At 40.6% G+C, this 20,113-nt stretch carries 14 protein-coding genes; 9 read left to right on the top strand and 5 right to left on the bottom strand.

Features of this window, described 5'->3' with window-relative positions:
- Positions 1-7: 7 nt before the first annotated feature.
- Positions 8-3,124, top strand: coding sequence for an efflux RND transporter permease subunit (locus LXL81_RS04840; protein ID WP_234645578.1), 3,117 nt, complete (start codon positions 8-10; stop codon positions 3,122-3,124).
- 148 nt (positions 3,125-3,272) lie between these two features.
- Here LXL81_RS04840 and LXL81_RS04835 read toward each other — a convergent pair whose 3' ends face one another.
- Positions 3,273-3,710 carry a hypothetical protein gene (locus LXL81_RS04835; RefSeq protein ID WP_234645577.1) on the bottom strand — a complete coding sequence of 146 codons (438 nt, stop codon included), beginning with the start codon at positions 3,708-3,710 and terminating at the stop codon, positions 3,273-3,275.
- 787 nt (positions 3,711-4,497) lie between these two features.
- On the bottom strand, positions 4,498-5,055 hold the full coding sequence (locus LXL81_RS04830) for a pyridoxamine 5'-phosphate oxidase family protein (RefSeq protein ID WP_234645576.1): 558 nt from the start codon (positions 5,053-5,055) through the stop codon (positions 4,498-4,500).
- Between the two features lie 186 nt (positions 5,056-5,241).
- On the opposite strand from LXL81_RS04830, the gene LXL81_RS04825 reads away from it, so the two are divergent.
- Positions 5,242-6,855 carry a xylulokinase gene (locus LXL81_RS04825; RefSeq protein ID WP_234645575.1) on the top strand — a complete coding sequence of 538 codons (1,614 nt, stop codon included), beginning with the start codon at positions 5,242-5,244 and terminating at the stop codon, positions 6,853-6,855.
- Positions 6,856-7,245: 390 nt separating this feature from the next.
- Positions 7,246-8,268 (top strand): LLM class flavin-dependent oxidoreductase, encoded by a 1,023-nt coding sequence (locus LXL81_RS04820; protein ID WP_234645574.1) that lies wholly within the window; start codon positions 7,246-7,248, stop codon positions 8,266-8,268.
- 285 nt (positions 8,269-8,553) lie between these two features.
- Here the strand turns inward: LXL81_RS04820 and LXL81_RS04815 are convergent, their stop codons facing one another.
- Positions 8,554-9,657, bottom strand: a complete 1,104-nt coding sequence (locus LXL81_RS04815) for an FAD-dependent monooxygenase (protein ID WP_234645573.1) — start codon at positions 9,655-9,657, stop codon at positions 8,554-8,556.
- A gap of 176 nt (positions 9,658-9,833) precedes the next feature.
- Between LXL81_RS04815 and LXL81_RS04810 the strand changes: the two genes are divergently transcribed.
- The 3 genes from LXL81_RS04810 to LXL81_RS04800 all read left to right on the top strand — a co-directional run bounded on the left by LXL81_RS04810 (position 9,834) and on the right by LXL81_RS04800 (position 13,861).
- A complete protein-coding gene (locus LXL81_RS04810; RefSeq protein ID WP_234645572.1) occupies positions 9,834-10,796 on the top strand; it encodes a helix-turn-helix transcriptional regulator in 963 nt (320 codons plus the stop codon).
- A 632-nt stretch (positions 10,797-11,428) separates the two neighbouring features.
- Complete coding sequence (locus tag LXL81_RS04805) at positions 11,429-12,919, top strand: choice-of-anchor E domain-containing protein (protein WP_234645571.1); 1,491 nt, start codon at positions 11,429-11,431, stop codon at positions 12,917-12,919.
- Between the two features lie 330 nt (positions 12,920-13,249).
- Entirely contained in the window at positions 13,250-13,861 is a 612-nt protein-coding gene (locus LXL81_RS04800) for a response regulator transcription factor (protein ID WP_234645570.1), read from the top strand.
- 128 nt (positions 13,862-13,989) lie between these two features.
- Here LXL81_RS04800 and LXL81_RS04795 read toward each other — a convergent pair whose 3' ends face one another.
- Positions 13,990-14,367 (bottom strand): helix-turn-helix domain-containing protein, encoded by a 378-nt coding sequence (locus LXL81_RS04795; protein ID WP_234645569.1) that lies wholly within the window; start codon positions 14,365-14,367, stop codon positions 13,990-13,992.
- A gap of 100 nt (positions 14,368-14,467) precedes the next feature.
- Here LXL81_RS04795 and LXL81_RS04790 point away from each other — a divergent pair, with 100 nt between their 5' ends.
- Together LXL81_RS04790 and LXL81_RS04785 are read left to right on the top strand one after the other, a co-directional pair.
- A complete protein-coding gene (locus LXL81_RS04790; protein WP_234645568.1) occupies positions 14,468-15,445 on the top strand; it encodes an NmrA/HSCARG family protein in 978 nt (325 codons plus the stop codon).
- Between the two features lie 404 nt (positions 15,446-15,849).
- Positions 15,850-17,466 (top strand): hypothetical protein, encoded by a 1,617-nt coding sequence (locus tag LXL81_RS04785; protein WP_234645567.1) that lies wholly within the window; start codon positions 15,850-15,852, stop codon positions 17,464-17,466.
- Between the two features lie 209 nt (positions 17,467-17,675).
- Here LXL81_RS04785 and LXL81_RS04780 read toward each other — a convergent pair whose 3' ends face one another.
- Positions 17,676-18,962 (bottom strand): sensor histidine kinase, encoded by a 1,287-nt coding sequence (locus LXL81_RS04780; protein WP_234645566.1) that lies wholly within the window; start codon positions 18,960-18,962, stop codon positions 17,676-17,678.
- 202 nt (positions 18,963-19,164) lie between these two features.
- On the opposite strand from LXL81_RS04780, the gene LXL81_RS04775 reads away from it, so the two are divergent.
- Complete coding sequence (locus LXL81_RS04775) at positions 19,165-20,040, top strand: response regulator (protein ID WP_234645565.1); 876 nt, start codon at positions 19,165-19,167, stop codon at positions 20,038-20,040.
- Positions 20,041-20,113: the final 73 nt, after the last annotated feature.

Raw genomic sequence — 20,113 nt, 5'->3', positions numbered from 1 at the left:
ATTAACCATGAGTATTACAGAACTGTCCATAAAACGTCCGTTACTGATAACGGTGATCTTTGTTACCTTGATACTGTTCGGTGTCATCAGCTACAATTCACTTAGTCTAAACTTGCTACCTAAGTTCACCGCTAACGTAATTTCAGTAAGCACTACATACACAGGTGCATCCCCCGAAGAAGTACAGACCAGCGTTACAAAGCCATTAGAAGATGCGCTTTCGTCTGTGGAAGGCGTAGACGCAATCAGTTCAACTTCTCAGGAAGGTTCCTCATCTATCTCAATGGAACTGACCAATAGTGCTAATACCAACGAGGCTCAGCTCGATGCTGAAAGAAAAATCAGCCAGATAAAAGCCTCTCTGCCAGATGGCGTGGATGAACCTGTGGTAAGCCGTATGAATACCGATGATGCGCCTATTCTAAAATTGAGTATCAGCTCTGATATGAGCGACACCAAGCTGTATGATTTTATCGACAAAGAAATTAAACCAATGCTCACCAATATATCCGGCGTTTCGGGGATTAATGTAATCGGCGGAACTGAGCGGCAGATTAACATTGAAATTGACAATGATAAACTCAAAGCATATAACCTCTCTTTATTGGATGTAAATACTGCAGTCAATTCCAGCGGGGCTTCTTTTCCTGCCGGTAAAATAGAAAGTAAAAACAGCCGATACTCATTAGATCTGAATGCCAAAGTTCAGACAGTACAACAGCTTAGAGATGTTGTCATCCGTCAGGGTGACAATGGAAGCCGGGTCTTATTGAAAGATGTCGCTTCGGTTACCGACGGCAAGCAGAACGCAACACAGCTGAACCGGCTGAATAGTCAGCCAGCGATTGGTATTGAAATAAAAAAGCAATCAGATGCCAATACCGTAAAAGTCAGTGAGCTTGCCAAGCAGCGGATGGAAGATTTAAAAAAGACCTATGCATCCACTAATTTCGACTACAACATCGCTTCCGACCAGTCCATTTACACGCAGGCGTCAGTAGACGCAGTGGCCCACGATTTGTTTCTGGCAGTAATTATTGTCGCCTTCGTCATGCTGTTTTTTATGCATAGCCTGCGAAGCTCGATGTTTGTTTTGGTCGCGTTGCCATCAGCTATGATTCCGACTTTTATTCTCATGTGGGCTTCTGACTTTTCGTTAAATATGATGAGTTTAATGAGCCTATCGCTAGTGGTAGGTATCCTGGTAGATGACAGCATCGTAATTCTTGAAAACATATACCGGCACATGGAAATGGGAAAAGATAAGCGAACCGCAGCACTAGATGGCCGAAATGAGATTGGATTCACTGCGCTGGCCATTACGTTGGTGGACATTGTTGTATTTCTACCATTAAGCCTTGTCGGCGGTATGATCGGAAATATCGTAAAAGAGTATGCGCTGGTCGTAGTTTTCTCCACACTGCTAAGTTTACTGGTCGCTTTTACACTTACACCCTTGCTGGCATCACGCTGGGGAAAGCTCACACATCTTGACAACGACACATTATGGGGTAAAATAAACTTATGGTTTGAATCGCTGATTGATAGCTTCCGTGAGTTTTACACCAAAGTTCTTATGTGGTCGCTTGCTCATAGACGCTATGTAATCATTACCGTTATGGCCCTGATCATCGGCTCAGTCGCTTTGCTTCCTGCGGGCTTTGTAGGGACTGAATTCATTCCCCAATCAGATCGCGGAGAGCTTAACATTCAGATAGACCTTGCCGGAAATACACCTTTGAAAGAAACCAATGCCAAGATTGCCCAGATCGAAAAGATCATTCTAAAACATAGCGAGGTGGTTAACGTCTTTTCAAATGTGGGTTCCCAAACCGGTGCCTCGATGGGCAGCAACGCCTCATCCAACAGTAATCTGGCAGAAATATCAATTCAGCTTGTGGATGTAGACAAACGCAGCATGAGCACAGCCGAGTTCGGACGAACAATCCGCGACGAAATTATTGACATACCCGGCGTAAAACCAACAATCAAAACCGTAGGAATGACTGGAAATGCAAGCTTTGATATCCAATTGGCCCTGGAAGGCGTAAACAGAGATTCAATTATGAAAGCCGCCGCGGTAGTCAAAAATATTGTTGAGAAAATTCCTGGAACTGACTATGTGCAGTACAGCAGCAAAGAAGCTAAACCCCAAATATCAATTGCTCTAAACAGGGAAAAGCTGGCGCAATATGATGTATCGGTAAATGATGCAGGAAGCGCCGTACAATTTGCATTCAGTGGCAACGATAACACTAAATTTAGGGAGAATGGTGACGAATATGCCATCAATCTGCAACTGGATGCTTCAAACACAAGGACAATTGAAGACGTAAAAAAGTTTAATTTGCATAATTCAAAAGGTGCCACCATACCACTGGAAGCCGTCGCCGATATTACCGAAACTACGAGCCAATCGGTGTTGGAACGGAAGGACAGGCTCAATTCAGTAACTGTAAACGCTATTGCAGTGGGGCGCCCCGCAGGAAGTATTTCGACCGAGATCAAAACAGAATTAGCGAAAACAAAGATGCCGGCAGGTGTACAGGTTATTGAAGCAGGATTTGGCAAGAACCAAAACGATGCATTTAGCAGCCTTTTTCTGGCAGTTGGTCTGGGTATACTACTGATCTACCTTGTTATGGTCGCCTTATACGAAAGCCTTGTTTATCCCTTTGTCGTACTATTCTCCTTACCGGTAGCAGTCATCGGTGCCATACTTGCTCTGGCACTGACCTTGAATACGGTCAATTTGTTCTCCATCCTGGGCATTATTATGCTACTTGGCCTGGTCGCAAAGAATGCTATTTTAATTGTTGACTTTACCAACCAAGAAAAAGAAAAAGGTTTGTCTGTAAAAGATGCGTTGATTGCCGCCGGCAGAGAAAGGCTACGTCCGATCCTGATGACTACGCTTGCTATGATCCTGGGCATGTTACCTATGGCATTATCTTCTGACGCTGGTTCGGAAACCAAGAATGGGATGGCGTGGGTGATTATTGGTGGATTGACAAGTTCACTGATTTTTACGCTGGTATTCGTGCCTGTGATGTACACAATAATTGAAAAGTGGAAGGATAGATTCAATGCAATTTTTCTCAAACCAGATAGCCGGTATCCCTGAAATATTATAGTGATTGGTGAAATCTTCAAGGCCTTAGTTAAGCTAAGGCCGCGCCCTGACTCCGATCTAGATGGTCTGCTCTTATCACGGTGGACACTAAATTATCAGATACCAAAAATCGAGGCTAGATTCTTTTGCTGACGCTTAGTCATCGAATTACTAAATTTTGATTAATGCTGGCTGCAAGCTCTTCGGGTGCATTGGTGCCAATAATTAACTTTTTTTTATTTCCTTTCAAAAAAATAACAACTGCGTGTAATCCAGAAACACTATACAAAGTGTAGTCAGTACCCAGGCGAATGCCCCAGCCCAGCCACCAGGGATTTTTTACCGCTTCGGCCTTAAAAACCTCTGAAAGTTCTATGTGTTTTTGGATCAGTCCGATTCCAAAGCTGAAAAACAGAGCCCTTTCAGTCAAAGTAATTTCTAACTTATAAAATACCGCAAGAATGATTACAATAAAAAAAGTAATTGCAAATAACGCCCACGGCTTTGCAGGCGGAATTATGATAAACACTACGGAAGCAATAAGAAATAATAGCGCAGCCGAGTAAAACATCGCAGTTCTTAACTGATAGAATTTCATAGTACTAAATGTCAAAGTTAATACGTAACACTACTGCCGGAATCTTGTTATGCAAGACGTTGTATGATAACCAATTAAATTCATTTAAGGAGAATATAGGAGTTGTTCTGCTCCCCATATTTCCCCTAAACTCATTAGAGCTTAGACAGGGCAGTATTCGAATTTTATACTTAATGATCGATTTTTGGGCGCCGGGTGGAGTTCTGACGGTTTACACATTGAATCTACTGGTTTGAGTAAAGGTATAATCCCTTTTTGCCTCAGAGTTTGTAGATCACCCTTACGCCGCTCTGATATGCCGATAGAATCCAATAATAGTGAAGCTGTACCGATTTAAAGTACAAGTATCAAAACAGCGCCGCTGCCGGTTTGCTTCATGATTTATAAATCAAAAAAGTGTACTGATTTAAACAATAGTATTTCGGTACACGTTCTTATGTTCATGAAGGTTATGAAAAAATTCTAAGAAAGTAACGCGTTGCCCCAGACGCCAGAGAGTTTTCTGCATTCATGCTGCGCTGTTACCGGATCAATAATAACGATTAGTTACGAGCGGGTCTAGGATACTTTTTTAAGCGTTTCAGCCATTTCAAGAGTTTTCCTTACGACGTTACTCGCCGCATTTCTTCACCTATCCACAGATCTTGCCGGATACTTTGAAAAATTCGGATTCAAATACATCACCCAAGGCTATTACCCCTGGGATGAAGAGTCCAGAATCTGTAAGATCGAATTGTGTTAAAGCGCACTAACTTATTTACCGGCAGTTAATAAATCGCCGTACTATTCATAAATCCGCATTAGGCTCCAAAATACCAGTCGTCAGTCCGTCTAAGCTTTCAGTGTTTCTTTCGTTCCAATATTCCCTGATACCTTCTGCTCCTTTTTTATCTGCCCATTTGTTCAGCTCGTCCCTTTCACGGTTGTAATCCATGAAAGGAACTGCCATGCCACAGGAGGTTTGTACCATATCGACTTTGATATCAAAAATTTGTCTTGCACCTGTCATGGGTGGAAAATAGGTAATGTATTGATTCCATTCAGAATCGTAAGGATGATAAGCTTGGCCTTTGCCGTACAGACGCAGGATCAACGGTTTTCCCTCGAAAGCGCAAAACATGATTGTAATCCGGTTGTTTTCTAAAAGGTGTGCAGCCGTTTCATTACCACTTCCGGTAACATTAAGCCAGATAACACGGTTTGCAGATAAAACCCTGATACTATCCATTCCTTTTGGCGACAGGTTGACCAATCCGTCGCATGCTGCGGTGGCCACAAAAAATATTTTCTGGTCCTTAATAAAGGCCTGTAATTCTGGTGTAATCTGTTCCAGTTGCTTTCCCATATTGAATTATTCTAATTTTTTTACCAAAAATAACTAAAATTTGGATTTAAGTGTACTTTTGACATTTAATATTTACATTTGTCTCCGGTAAGATTGAACCATTATTAAATTAGATTATTCTATTAAAGAATTCCGACTGTATCTATTTTATCAAACATAAGTAAGTCAAAAAAAAATCAAACCATTATGAATCAAAATATTAAACATGCAATCATCAAAGGAGAAACTTCACTGGGAATAGAACTGGGCTCCACCAGAATCAAAGCTGTTTTGATAGACCGCAATTTTTCAATAATTGCATCCAGCAGCTACGAATGGGAAAATCAATTAATTGACGGTTACTGGACATATTCACTCGATCAGATGATTTATGGGCTACAGGAAGCTTACCGTCAGTTAAAATTAGATGTTGAAAATAAATACGAAATTACGTTACAAAGAATTGGATCTATGGGATGCTCTGCCATGATGCAAGGCTACATTGCTTTGGATAAGGCAGGAGATTTGCTGGTTCCATTCCGCACCTGGCGCAATGCCACTACGAAAACGGCTGCATCGGAGCTCACCGAAAAATTCCAGTTTAAGGTACCGCAGCGTTGGAGCATAGCACATCTGTATCAGGCCATTTTGGATAATGAAGAGCATGTAAACCACATAGATTATATAACAACTTTGTCCGGTTACATTCATTGGCGCCTGACCGGCAAAAGGGCCCTTGGTGTTTGCGATGCTTCCGGTATGTTCCCCATTGATGAATCTACAAAGCAGTTCAATGAAGGCATGCTGGCTATTTTTGACGATCTGACTGCCGGAAAAAATTACGGATGGAACATTAAAGAAATTCTTCCCAAGGTAAATGCTGCCGGAGAACATGCCGGATATCTCCATCAAGCCGGTGCCTTGTTACTGGATCCATCTGGCAACCTGAAAGCCGGTATTCCTCTATGTCCACCCGAAGGCGATGCCGGAACAGGTATGGTCGCTACAAACAGTGTTCAAAAGCGTACAGGAAATGTTTCGGCAGGCACCTCCATTTTTGCCATGTTGGTGCTCGAAAAAAATTTATCCTCCGTTTATCCTGAAATTGACATCATCAATACACCGGAAGGTAGTCCTGTGGCAATGGTTCTTGCCAACAACTGTTCCAGCGATATCAATGCATGGGTGAGCTTATTCTCAGAATTTTCTCAGGCAATGGGCTTGAATGCTGATACCAGCCAGATTTTCAACATCCTTTTCAACAAAGCCATGGAAGCGGACGCTGACGGCGGCGGCTTGCTAAGTTACGGCTATTATTCAGCTGAAAACATCACCGGATTTGCAAAAGGCCGTCCGCTTTTTGTCCGTTCTGCCGAAAGCCGGTTTAACCTTGCCAACTTTATGAGGATGCATTTGTTTTCCGCATTTGCCGCCCTTAGAATCGGAATTGATATTTTGACCGAAAAAGAGCACCTGAACATTGATTGTATTTTAGCTCATGGAGGAATGTTTAAAATACCCAAGGTCGGACAGAAAATGTGTGCTGCATCGCTGAACGTACCTGTTTCGGTCATGCCCACGGCCAGCGAGGGCGGCGCGTGGGGAATGGCAGTGCTGGCATGTTTTCTAATTAATAAAGAGCAGCACGAAACCTTGGCTAGCTACCTTGCCAATAAAATATTCAAGAATGTACAGGGCAAAAAGCTTTACGCTGACAATGAAGATTTGAATGGCTTTACACTATACATGGAGCGCTACAAAAAAGGGCTTGTAATACAACAAGCCGCAGTAGATCATTTCGTCGAAAACCGCAAGCATTGAGAAGGACTAACAACTGACAAGAATATAACATGAAAAAATACGGTTGCTGTTACTAATCTTTAATTGCCTGCCCCTTCTGATTTATAGAAACAAGACTTTGAACCTTCTTTGCAGAGTGATCAAAGTGAGGTACCTGCATGTAAACCAGTAATTATACCGTAACAAGTAAAAATGTAAAATTATTCTAAGCATGGGAAGTCTTTTTATTTGTATACTCCCATCAATTCATTGGTATTCGGATTGTTGTTTTGGTAAATTCTTTAATCTTCGGTGCGGCTTTTTAGCCAGACTTCTTAACACTGGCCGCCTAATTCCAAAACGCATCCTAAACCAGGAACTTTTAACACTCAATATTCTTTCTAATCCTTAAATGAAACTGAAAGATATGTCATGAAGAAAATTGGATTTTTATCGTTTGGGCATTGGGCTGACCATCCGGCTTATAAAGCTCAGACTGCTAGTGACACCTTACTTCAATCTATTGATCTGGCTGTTGCCGCCGAAGAAATCGGTTTAGACGGCGCTTATTTTCGCGTGCATCATTTTGCATCTCAGCTAGCATCTCCTTTTCCGCTGCTTTCAGCAATTGGTGCTAAAACAAGCAGGATAGAGATAGGCACGGGTGTCATTGACATGCGTTACGAAAATCCACTGTATATGGTGGAAGACGCCAGCGCAGCAGATTTAATTTCACAGGGGCGATTGCAGCTGGGCGTTAGCAGAGGTTCACCTGAGCAAGTAATTGACGGATGGCGGCATTTTGGATACGAACCTGCTGAGGGAGAAAACGACGGGGACATGGGACGCCGCAAAGCACTCGAATTTCTGGAAAGACTACAGGGTGTAGGATTTGCGCAGCCAAACCCAAACCCGATGTTTCCGAACCCACCTGGCTTACTACGCCTGGAACCATACTCGGAAGGATTACGCGAACGTATCTGGTGGGGGGCGGCTTCTAATGCTACTGCTGTTTGGGCAGCTGAGAACGGAATGTATCTCCAAAGTTCTACCCTAAAATACGATGAAAACGGTAAGCCATTTCATGTGCAGCAAGCCGAACAGATCAGGTTGTATAAAGAAGCTTGGAAAAAGGCAGGACACCAGCGCGAACCACGTGTATCGGTTAGCCGCTCGATTTTTGCAATAGTAAACGATCAGGACCGCTATTACTTTGGACAGCAATCCGATCAAAGAGATAAAATCGGAATGATTGAACAGGACAAACGTGCTATATTCGGTAGAAGCTATGCTGCAGAACCAGAACAGCTCATCGAAGAATTAGCTAAGGACGAAGCCATCAAGGAAGCGGATACTGTCCTGTTAACAATACCTAATACACTAGGGGTTGATTACAATCTTCATCTGCTATCTTCTATTTTAGAGCAAGTAGCACCAGGACTCGGGTGGCGTTAACCTAGAATTTGTGTTAACTCAGAAAGAAAAACAGCACACTAGTTTAGGACAATTTCGTGTGGCAAAACTCGGATTAACACAGTTTTGCCACACGTTTTAATGAGGCTTACATTGTATTTTATAATCTGTTTAGTTAAGGCGTATGCCCTGCAAAAAGAAAATTACCCTAAACTATGTATATGCGGTCAACAAAGCAGTTCAATTCGCATTTTGTTATAAGATTGATTGCTAACAAAAAAGATAATAACAGAAAGTTGACTGAGATATTGATTGCCGCCTGATATTTTATTCTCCCATTTTATTTCGCGCGTAAATCTTATCAATGGTTGGCGGAAGCACAAACGATATACCATCGTATACAGTTGCTTGCAGCTTTTCTACAATGGGCCGAAAGGTTTCATTGTAAATTTCGAATGCAGTTTGATGATTACCACATTCTGCTATGGCATCTGCTAAGATTGAAGCACCATGTATAGCCAGCGTACTGCCCATTCCTGTTGGAAATGCAGGTGCATAGCCTGCATCACCAATGAGCGCCACCCGACCACTTGTCCAGGTAGGCATTTTAATTTGACAACCCTGATCCAGGTAAAAAGTATCTGCTACTTTTAATTCTTCCAATAGCTGCGGCAGCTTCCATCCAATGCCTTCAAAGGCATCAATCACAATTTGCTTTTGCTGCTCAATATTGTAGCGGTCGAACGTTATTTGGTTAGAAGCCCTGAATGCTAAAAGTGTATCGGCTGAATCCTTATTATAAAAATACACGGTGGCCATGTTGTTTGGTGTGTTATACATATGGGCATAATTTTGTTCACCCAAACTGCCATCAACGGTAAAGACCGAAAAATAAAAATTCAGAAAGTGAGTGAACTGCTCTTCTTTACCAAATGTCAGTTTTCTCACACCGGAGTGAATGCCGTCGGCGCCAATCACAAAATCATAAGTACCAAAAGTTTTATCCTCAAAACTAACGTTGACATATTCTGCGTTTTGCTCGAGTTGAGTAATGCGATTAGCGAATTTATAATTGACGCTATTCCTAACCTTTGCGTATAATATATCCACCAGATCATCCCTACGGATTTCTGTATCATCGGGCGTTATAGCTCCAATCTGTTCTACCAACATGGTACCTTGTAGCTCATTTTGCTCATTCATAAACTTCAATCCTTTGGTCGGCAATTTGGCTTTTTTAATCGCATCCAGTATACCCATGCGTCTGGCACAATCCAGTGCCTCACCACGTACGTCAATGGGTGTACCGCCCCGCCTTGGCTGATGCCCAATCTCTACAATCGTAACATCATAACCATAGTGGTTCATCCAATAAGCCATAGTCAATCCTGCTATACTCGCACCTGATACTAAAACTGACCCTGTTTTCATAGCCATAATCTTTTGTTATTCGCGGTTAATAAAATTTGTTTAATGCATGCTTTGAGCTTGATCAAATACCATATTAGCGACCAATCCAATAGCATTTAGTTTTTGATGCTCAAAAGTATAAGGTAATCTAAGAGTAAATTAGTTACATTAGGCCAAATTTTAGTCGCAAAAGCTCTATGTTGGAATTAAATGTAAACGAACCGGAAAATGTGCTTGATAAGTTGGCTGAGGTGTTGGGTGCAACTTACCAAAATGGATATTTGAAGGTTCCTGAGAAAAAGGGAAAAGGCTATCTCCGAGGTTTCTCACTTGGCAATTCCATTGGAATGATGATTAGAGATTGTGAATTCAATGAGGGCCTTTTGATCAAAAGGAATTTTAACCTTAATCCCCATGAAAGAGTATTGATGTCTTTTAATAACATTCTCTTACCTACAAATCAAAGCATGGAGCGGGCAAATATCCAAAATTTACCATCTGTGCAAATTGGTAAAGGAAGATTGAACCTAGAAATGTTTTATCCCAGTCATACAAATTTCAGATCCATCCTGGTAGCAATATATGTTTCAGATTTAAAGATGCTGTTGGGCAACCAGATCGAAAATTCCATTTTGCAAACCCTGCTAAAAAATCAGGAGCCGATACTTTTCGAAGAAATTATAACACCCAGAATTCAGAAGGTTGCAATCGAAATTACTGAGAACGATATACCTGAAACACTAAACCACCTTTATTACCGGTTAAAAGCGGAGGAATTGATATGCTTGGTGTTTGCAGAGCTATTAAAAAGACAGAACACTTCTATGCAGGCTATTAATGAAATAGATGCTGAAAAGGTTTACCAAATCAGAGCTAAGATACTCATCGATCTATCAACGCCTCCAGTGTTAGAGGATCTTGCCAGGCAAGCCCTGATGAGCAAATCCAAACTGAAGCGTTTGTTTAAACAGATCTTTGGTGAAAGTATTTTCAACTATTACCAGAGCTTCCGGATGAAGGAGGCGGCCAGACTGCTTAAAGAGCGCAGGCTCTCAGTCTCGGAGGTAGGATATGAAATGGGATTTTCAAACTTAGGACATTTTACCCGTGTATTTGAAGAACATGTAGGTATGAAACCCAAAAGATTTTCGCTCCAATAGTGTCGGAATCGTTGTTTTCTTTTTAGTCCTTGGTAGGTAAATACTATCTGCCATTCCCCTTAAAAAACAATATCTGTATATAAAAAGCAATTGGAATCTTCATCAACTTGGCTTGTCGGTGCAATGCTTGATGTATTAACGTAGTCTTTACACGTAATGCATCATTGGTTAGTTCTGAGTGTTCCTGGCTACGAAATCCATAAAAAAAATTAATACCAAGCAGGCGGCTGGCGGCTTAAAGTAAGGTTGGAAAAGCTCTTAAATAAATTAATTAAATTAAATTATTCAGAATATATATCATTCTTATAAACAAAAGATCCCAAGTGAATCGAATGACCATCAAGTTTGTCAGCATCATATATTATTGTCTCACTAAATAATAAAAAACCAATAATATAAATGTAAATCTCAGCTGAGATTCGACTTACTTATTTTAAAAAATACGAAAAATAAAACGATTAAACCCGCAATCAATAAGCAATTACAAGCACTCGTAGAATAATTACTATGGTAAATATAGAAAGATGTCAATATGGTCTGAAATGATCAAAAATTGAATAATTCCGATGTAACCGGCTTGCATCGAATAGGTGTGTAGTGATACTTTTACTCTATCACTAAAATTATTTATCATGATTGGAAGAACTTTTACTATCAGTGCGCTTTTAGTTGCGCTTAGCCAGTTGACATCTGCGCAGGCACCAGATCTAACCAGCACTGTAAGTGGTGTAATCTGGCAAGATGAAAAACCTGTTAATGGACTTCGGGCCTCATCAGAAAAGAAACTTGCCGGAATTTTGGTAAAGCTGCTAGACGCGCAGTCCCAGCTCGTTGTAGCAACCGCACTGAGTGATGCGACCGGACAGTACAGTTTGAAAGCAAACGCGGGAACCTATCAAATTGAGTTTGTTTATCCAGCCGAAGGATTTAGCCCAGCCCCCTTGCGAGCGGGTAGTGATCCCTTGATCAATAGCTCTGCCGGAGATGATAATTTTACCGATGTATTCTCAGTCGGCAACAACGAAGCGATTTCTAATTTTGGTCTTGGACTGGTTGCTCAGGAAAATACAATAACCTACTGCACAAATAAAGCAACGCTGGTGACAGAATGGAGCGATGTTTTGACGCTGCCGAAATCAACGGTAACGCCAGTACCGCTCAACGTAAGGATATTTGCTGCTGAATCTGTTTTTCACCCGACCATCGGCATAGAAAATACGGCAACAGCTAATGGTTATACCATTACCGCAGCAGGCAAGGTCACTATGACACTTCCGGTTGGATCTTCTTTGACAATGACCAGCGATGTGACCTTGAATGGTCAATTAGGCAATTTCGACGGAGTCAGAGATTACGATGGCATTTCAGGTGACTCATTTTTTAATCAGGCTTCTTTTTCTACAAATACTCGGTCGGTAACAAATGCAACCCAAATTACAAACAATTTTGTAGGGCCACAAAATGCAACATTCTCAATTCCAACCGTAGCACAAAGCTCGGTGGCAGTTATTGGTAGTGGCAATCTTGAAACCTTTGTTCAAACGTATGTAAGCGCAGGTGCATGTGTGGTATATACTTACGCGTCAGGAGCCTTGCCCGTTACGCTCACATCTTTCACTGCCGTTAATGATGAAAATGTGTCACGCCTGGAATGGTCGACCACCTCGGAGACCAACAGTGACCGTTTCGAAATACAAAGAAGTGGCAGCGGTAAAACATGGGAAAAGATTGGAACCATCAATGCCTTAAAGCAGAGTTCAACATTAGCTCAGTATTCATTCAAGGATAATGCACCGCTTACGGGACAAAATCTTTACAGACTTAAAATGATAGATCAGGATGAAACCTTCGCTTATAGCCGTATTGTTAGTCTTAATTTTAAAAGCTCTTCTTCCTTAGTGATCTACCCAAATCCTGTATCCGATAAAGTATTCATTGACTCGCCTGACAGACAAGCTATTTCAGCGATCGATGTATTTGATCAAAATGGAAGACAAAAAGCACAAGGTTTGCCAGCAAAAAAATATGTCGATGTGCGTAGCTTGGACAATGGGACTTATTTCGTTCGCATCGTTTACAGCTCAGGCTTAGCAGAATCGAAGAAGATTTTAATAAACCATTAAATTATCAATCCCTGTGCCACGATACACACACCTTCGTTGCTTTGCATGCCTCTTACGGCGGTGTATTGTATTAATGTTAAATTGTCTGCAAACGAACTTTGGGTGAATTTGCCCTCCTTCATCCAAAGTTTAGTCCTGCGATAAATTAAATTCGGCTGGATCATTTTTGAGATCCCCTCCTCTATCAATTCTAACGTAACTGATAAAAGAATAAAGAAGTAGGCTATTAATTTTTTGATACACTTTTGTATGTGAGATTGAGTATTTACAATCTGCACTCAAATACGATCTGAATCTAATATGCACGCTGGTGTATATTCATTTTTTAACATGGCAGAAAAAATTTTAATTGTAGAAGATCAAGTGATTGTGCAGATGGGATTAGAAATTCTGCTTAAAGATTCTTTTGGATCAATGATACTGAGTTTTGCTTCGGATTTCCAAACTGCGCTTAGGAACCTAAGCAAAGATCACTTCGATCTGATCATACTAGATATCAACATACCAGGTGGTAAAAACAGCAAAATGATAAAAAAACTTCGAGAAATACAGTCAGAGGTTAAAATTTTGGTTTTTACCGCCTTGGAAGGTGATATATACGCCTCTCATTATTTACAGGCAGGGGCCGATGGTTTTGTATCAAAGGTTGATAGTGAAAAAGAGTTGGTTTTATGGATCAAAAAATTGCTTTTCAATTCTTCATCTTCATTGGCAATAAGTGCCGCACCGATATCAACCGATATATTCTCGCAATTATCTGTCAGAGAACAAGAGGTACTGCATCAATTGATCGAAGGTAAGTTTACCAAGGAAATCGCCTCACATCTTAACCTAAAGATTTCAACAATAAGTACCTACAAATCAAGGCTTTTTAAAAAATTTAATGTGGAAAATGTTATAGGATTGATTAACAAAGTTCAAATCTATAAAGATTTTCATTAACTGCGTTCTGTATTGTTTCAGTATGCTTTTTTTCTATTGCTATTCTTACCATGATTAGCCGTCGCTCAATCGCTGACTCGATATTAACGGCTGAACCATTTAAAGCTTCCTTTGTCGTGACGATATAACTAAAAGGAGTTGCTGACAAATTCGCCCTTTTCTGAGACGATTTGGTTCCCCCACGTGGTAATGGTATTCAAGACCGGTATAAATGTCCTTCCGAAATCTGTTAGACTATAAATAACCTTGATTGGAGGTTTTTCACCATATACTTGTCTTAATACTAAGCCATCAGTTTCCAGTTGTTTCAACTGTAAACTCAAAGTCATTTCAGTGATATGCGGTAGCTGCTTTCGAAGCTCGTTATAACGTTTTTCAGTGTCTTTCAAATGATAGAGAATCACTGCTTTCCATTTGCCACCTATCAAATCCATCGCAAGGCTCACCGTACAGGGATAGGCTTTCCCTTTTAGTTTTACATAATCACCAATACATTCTGTTTTCACACTACAGCTGTTTTTGACCTATCCGTTTTGATAGTTATTGCAAATGTATCATGCTCTAAATAGTTTTGCAACTATAATTTTTATAGTTAACAAAATTTATATGTCATCTCATTTAAGTACAAATAAGGCAATAAAGCAAAAAGACAAGCCATTAATCACCATTGTTGGGGTTTTGGGCAAGCAAGGACTGAGTGCTGCACATACGCTTTTACAGAGTGGGAAATATCGCGTACGCGGAATTACCCGCCGTGTAAATTCGCCCGAGGCGCTGAGTTTGGCCGAGCAAGGTGCTCAACTCGTTAGTACACCGCTTAACCTGGGATATAAAAAGGATTTTGTAAAAGCATTCCAGGGTTCACATGGTGTTTTCTTAATGACGCCAAGCATTGCACCTCCGCAGATCCACGAGCTGGAATTGGGCATACAGCTTGCCGACGCAGCCGTTGAAGCAGGGGTGCAACACATTATCTTTAGCAGTCTTGAAAATGTAGATAAAATCACAAAAGGGAAAAAGTTTGCTCCTCATTTTACCGACAAGGCCGAAATAGAAGAATATATACGCACGCTTCCAATTGCAAGCTCATTTATCTACATGGCTTTTTTCTACACCAATTTAATGGAGTTTTACCCTCCTTGTTTGGTTGGCGACACACTAGAGTTTCCTTTTTATTTACCAAAAGACTTTCTTGCGCCGTTTGTTGATCCACTTACAGCCACAGGGCCAGCTGTTCTTGAGATTTTCTCTGATTTGAATCGTTATTCCGGTAAGGCATTACCGGTAATCGGCGATATGATTTCCCCTCAGCAGATGATTGATACCTTTATTGCGGTTACAGGAAGGAAAGCTGTGTATAGTTCAGCGTTTACACGGAATCAAATGCTGCTTCATTTTCCAGAATTTAAAAATAATGAGCTTTTGGTCAGTGAGATTCTGGGAATGGCAGAATACGCAGTTGAGTACGGTTATTTCAGGAAAGATCGTGATTTGCTATGGAGCAGACAGGTAAACAACAAGACTATCAATTGGGAACAATTTTTACGCAACACGCAATGGCAAGGTGAAAAGCTCTTATTTTGATCGTTATTGAAAGGTATTTTAGCCGAAATAAATCCGCTTTGGCGTCCGACATTTCGAGCCGTTGCTTGGTTTTACCGTTATCCAAAGTTATATTTTAATTGTTTAAGACCTGAGACGAATTTGAATACTTGAATTAGTATTCAGCTTTATATCCAGATCTGTGGCTTTTCCAATATCAACGTTCCGTACAACAAAACCTTCATTTTTCAGGATATTTAGGCACGTATCAAGTGGGGTTTGTATCATACTGATCTCTAACTATAACACTTCCAGCTTTATCGCCTATTAAATTAGAAGGGTATACACGGATAGATAAATTCCGTCGGATTAAACAAGAATATTCTATAATTTATTTCGATATTTAGCAGATCAAAACACCTCTCTTGTCAGTCTATTCTTAATTTATGAAAAAGGGTTTATTACTTTTTTTGTTGCTTTACCCTGTGTTCAGCACGTTTTCACAATCCAAAATTCAGCCCGTATTCGCCAATCTTGAAATAGGTACAGATTTCAGAACCAATACACCGCTAATGGGCAGAGAATTAAGTTTTGGAATGCCTATATACAATTTACACCAACTGTCGGACGAGTCGTTTGCAGTAATGCTCCGCAAGAAAAATCCCAATAAGAAAATGTGGACCTATGCGGGCGAAGTGCTGACTTTCAATCCTGTCAGCGAACAGATTAAATGGCAAAAGAAATTCAAATATGCGCAGAGCTGCTTAATTATGGAGGGCAATGTTATGCTCCAGCAACGAGGTAATAAGCTGGAAAGGCTTAATCCCGATAACGGTATGCCCCTATGGAAATCAAAAGGGGTTCCTTTCAAAATTTTCCCTGAACTAGGCCGGGCTCTGTGTTACAATTTGCAGGAAGGAGGATATCAGCTTATGCAGGGGGTAGATCTTGAAAACGGCAAATCGGTCTGGAGTAGGAATGTTCCAGGTAGCTATGGCTGGGAGAACCTGGAAATGCTGGATCATGAAACTGCCCTGATCAAATCATCAGGCTTACATCTTGTGAAAATCAGCGATGGTTATGGCTGGGATATCGACCGGGTATCGCATGCAGAGAAGGTAGACATGAAGAAAGTGGGCCTGGCGGTATTGACCGGGGTAGCCCTGGGTGCTGCCAGCGGCGCATTGGGCGGTGCATATTATGGTTATGCAGTGCCTTATAGCGGTGATGGGTATACAAACATGTTTCTTGAAATTTCCTCAAATCCAGTCTACAATAATGATACGGTTTTTTTAGCTTCCAAAAACAGGATCAGTTGCCATTCGATGGATGGAAAAACATTTTGGACATCCGAACTGAACGACAAGCAAACCAGCAAATCACATTTATTCAAAGAAGGAAACGTACTCTATTTGATCAATCATGGTTATGCGATCAAGTTTGGCATTCCGGCAAGTTTCGGAACACCATTTATTGCTGCATTTGATGCATCTACCGGTCAGCAGCTTTTCATGAAGGTTTGGGGTGAACGTAAAAACTACTTTACCGATTATATGGTCCAGGGAAATGAACTTTACCTCTTGTATCGTGACAAACTGGAAATTCATGAATTTTCGCCTGAAGGTCTTACTAAAAAAAATACGATTGACAGGCCTGAAGGAGACAAAATGCATTCATTTATTTCAGATGAATTATTTTCCAAAAAAGACTCAGTGTTTACTCAATTGAGCCTTGACAATGCACATTACTATATACTAACAGAAGCGGGAGAGATTTTACAATTCAACAATGATCTCACATTCCTGGGGCAGTTGGATAAAAATTCAATTCATAAGAGCTATTTTGAAAATATTGACTTCCGTTTTCTTGGCAACGATAAGGAAACATTTATTGTAAGCAAAGCCGACAACTTGCCGGTAGCTCATTGTGAAATTCCTGCCACAGCATTACTGCTTGGGAGGAAATTGTATTATCGAAAGCCAAATCTTAATATGGTAGCGTTTGATTTGCAGCCGTTCATGAGTACAATTGAAAATTCCCAGGGTAGTCAGCCAGATCATTAATTTTTCATTTCTTTCAATAGCGGAGCAACTGCAAGAGTCTTTCTTCAAACACAGTTTAAATATTAAAACTGAATTTTTGGGGAAAAGGAAAAGTCTATTATGCTTCATCATTCGTTATAAAAAACATACAACCGCAACTGGAAACAGTGCGGTTTTTTGTAAATTTTTAATACTGAATGGCCAGCCGATTTATATTACTCAGAATTCATTCAATTAGATTTGACCATTTTATTAGGCTCTTGTTTCAACTGAAACCGGATACGAATCAGCGTACCTTTCTGAGGACTGCTCTCAATATCCATAGTAGCTTTCATCAGCTCACAGATTTTCTTTACAATTACAATACCCAATCCTTCACTTTCTTTAAAGTGCTTGTTCATAACAATCTCAGATCCGGCTGGCGCTGGTTTTTCTGCCATGATATTTTCACGGTGAACAGCCGTGGTACTGATGGCAGGTTTTAATTGTTCTGCCAAAAGATTTGCCGTACTGTTGATTTCAAATCCTTGTCCGGTATCCTGGATACTTAATAGCCAGCGCGATTCATTTTCCTTGGCCCAGCTCACATAGACCCCACCGACATTAGTATATTTCAGTGCGTTGTGGATTAAATTTTGAAAGATCCTTTGTATTTGCACAGGATCGCTGCTTACCACCAGCTGATCTGGCCCCTGCCCTTCCAGGACAATATTCTTATTTTCAGCAAGTGGCGCAGCGGTTTTTATTAATGAATTTAAAAGTTCTGACACGTCAAATTCTTTAATTTCAAGAGTTTCCAGACCAGCTTCAATTCTTGAAAAATCTGTCAGCTGTAACAAAAGCTCACGGATTGAAGATAAATTCCTATTAACCATTGAGACAAGTTCAGCCCGATTTTCCTCCGAGGAAGGCGTTTCTAAAAGCTGCGAGGCAAGAAAAAGCGTACTAAAACTTGAACGCAGATCATGTGAGCTATGGCGCAGCTGTTCAATTCGGGTTTGCCCAAGATGCTCGAGCTGATCAACCGCATTTTGCAAATTGGCTGCCTGTTCTACCGCTGCGGTTTGTTTGAGTTTATTATAATAGGTAACACTTCCTCTGATAGAATCAGAATAAGCTCCAAAAATTTTACGATTAACCTTTAAAACAGACTGCTGCTCAAAGTCTAAATTGCTTTCAATGAACTGCTGGGTCTGATCGAGCAGAATTTTAAATAAAAGCTCAAATTCAATAATCAGCTCATGCAGATCATAACCTGACTGCCACCTGTGTAGGCCGTGTTCATTGGCCACCTGGATCAGATCATTTTCACTGGGCTCATCAAGCAAATCTTTCTCGATGATGTTTAATAAAAGCGGAACCTGGTCATTGAATTCTTCCCTTGAATAACTTGCTTTACTGTTCAGATTTTCATCCTGTTCACAAACCTGACGCCAGTAGTTTAAAATGCTCTCTCGTTTGGAGCGAAGAAAGCCAACCAAAGCTAAAACCTGCTCACTTTTTGAATTTTCTGCCATATTTTAATTTTAAAAGCTTATCCCCCATTGCGTCAACAATTCATAATCTTCAAACTTGCATCGCTGACCCAATATCTGTAAAATATTTATTTGATCAAAAATTTCATACCAACAGTGACTTTTATGAAAAAATGCTGCAAAAGTACTAATTTCGGCCCTGACGGCTTTCAACGGCCAAGATCTGTGAAAATAATCTGATTGAATGAAGCTTGACAAAATAATTTATATCGTTGACGATGATGAGGATGACAGACTTCTTTTAAAAGAGTCTATTACAAGTGTCATCCCCGACGCAACGATCCGGGAGGCTTGTGACGGCGCTGATTTTGTCGATCAGATTACAATGGGTGTAAATTCGGGTCAGATTGTTGTGCTCATGGATATGAACATGCCCAGAATGAATGGTCTGGAAGCACTTACGATACTTAAATCTATTCCGGATCTGGCCCACATCCCTGTTATATTGATATCGACGGCCTCAGACCGCGAGCAGGTCAAAAATGCCTATGATAATGGGATAAATGCTTACGTTAAAAAGCCATTCAAAATAAGTGAATATGAGGATATTGCCAAGGCGGTCGCCGTTTGTTTTTTAAATGACTATCCGGCGTTTGATAATCCGGTTGCAGCTGGTAGTCTTTCTGCAAAAACAATTTTAGTGATTGATGACAATGCTGATCAAAGTAATCTGATCAATCTGGCTTTAAAAAATTGTCTGCCAAATGCACAAATATTAAGTGCAGCCGATCAGTCAACGGCTCTGGATCTGATTTCTTCAAGATGGCTACAATACAGCAAGCCTCCGGATATGATTCTTCTAGACCTGTATCTTCCGGAAAGGGCAAATGGTTTGGCTCTTCTGAAAATTATCAAGGATTTTTTGATACTAAAAAATCTGATGACTATCCCGGTGATCGTATTGAGCCATTCGAGTGATGCTGATGATGTCAGGGATTGCTACCGGTACCAGGCAAATGCCTTTATGAGCAAAAATAAGGACTTAACGATGTGGTTTTCATTTTTTTCCTTAATCTGTCATTTCTGGATGAATACCATTATTACCCATAATAAGGCCTAGAAACATCGGTTTAACAGCTTGTTCAATTTAATAACGAGCTGGATAATGCCTTTTGCCCGGAAGTAAAACAGTG

The sequence above is a fragment of the Dyadobacter sp. CY356 genome (assembly GCF_021440195.1).
Classification (GTDB): Bacteria; Bacteroidota; Bacteroidia; order Cytophagales; family Spirosomataceae; genus Dyadobacter.
The sequence above is the reverse complement of the archived record's forward strand: the minus strand, read 5'-3'. Positions and strand labels throughout refer to the sequence as shown.

Excerpts from the sequence above, each read along its gene's own strand:
- LXL81_RS04775 (WP_234645565.1), top strand. The coding sequence starts at position 19,165 with ATGAAGCTTGACAAAATAATTTATATCGTTGACGATGATGAGGATGAC.
- LXL81_RS04830 (WP_234645576.1), bottom strand. The coding sequence starts at position 5,055 with ATGGGAAAGCAACTGGAACAGATTACACCAGAATTACAGGCCTTTATT.
- LXL81_RS04800 (WP_234645570.1), top strand. The coding sequence starts at position 13,250 with ATGGCAGAAAAAATTTTAATTGTAGAAGATCAAGTGATTGTGCAGATG.
- LXL81_RS04790 (WP_234645568.1), top strand. The coding sequence starts at position 14,468 with ATGTCATCTCATTTAAGTACAAATAAGGCAATAAAGCAAAAAGACAAG.
- LXL81_RS04805 (WP_234645571.1), top strand. The coding sequence starts at position 11,429 with ATGATTGGAAGAACTTTTACTATCAGTGCGCTTTTAGTTGCGCTTAGC.
- LXL81_RS04810 (WP_234645572.1), top strand. The coding sequence starts at position 9,834 with ATGTTGGAATTAAATGTAAACGAACCGGAAAATGTGCTTGATAAGTTG.
- LXL81_RS04780 (WP_234645566.1), bottom strand. The coding sequence starts at position 18,962 with ATGGCAGAAAATTCAAAAAGTGAGCAGGTTTTAGCTTTGGTTGGCTTT.
- LXL81_RS04840 (WP_234645578.1), top strand. The coding sequence starts at position 8 with ATGAGTATTACAGAACTGTCCATAAAACGTCCGTTACTGATAACGGTG.
- LXL81_RS04820 (WP_234645574.1), top strand. The coding sequence starts at position 7,246 with ATGAAGAAAATTGGATTTTTATCGTTTGGGCATTGGGCTGACCATCCG.
- LXL81_RS04825 (WP_234645575.1), top strand. The coding sequence starts at position 5,242 with ATGAATCAAAATATTAAACATGCAATCATCAAAGGAGAAACTTCACTG.
- LXL81_RS04785 (WP_234645567.1), top strand. The coding sequence starts at position 15,850 with ATGAAAAAGGGTTTATTACTTTTTTTGTTGCTTTACCCTGTGTTCAGC.
- LXL81_RS04835 (WP_234645577.1), bottom strand. The coding sequence starts at position 3,710 with ATGAAATTCTATCAGTTAAGAACTGCGATGTTTTACTCGGCTGCGCTA.
- LXL81_RS04815 (WP_234645573.1), bottom strand. The coding sequence starts at position 9,657 with ATGAAAACAGGGTCAGTTTTAGTATCAGGTGCGAGTATAGCAGGATTG.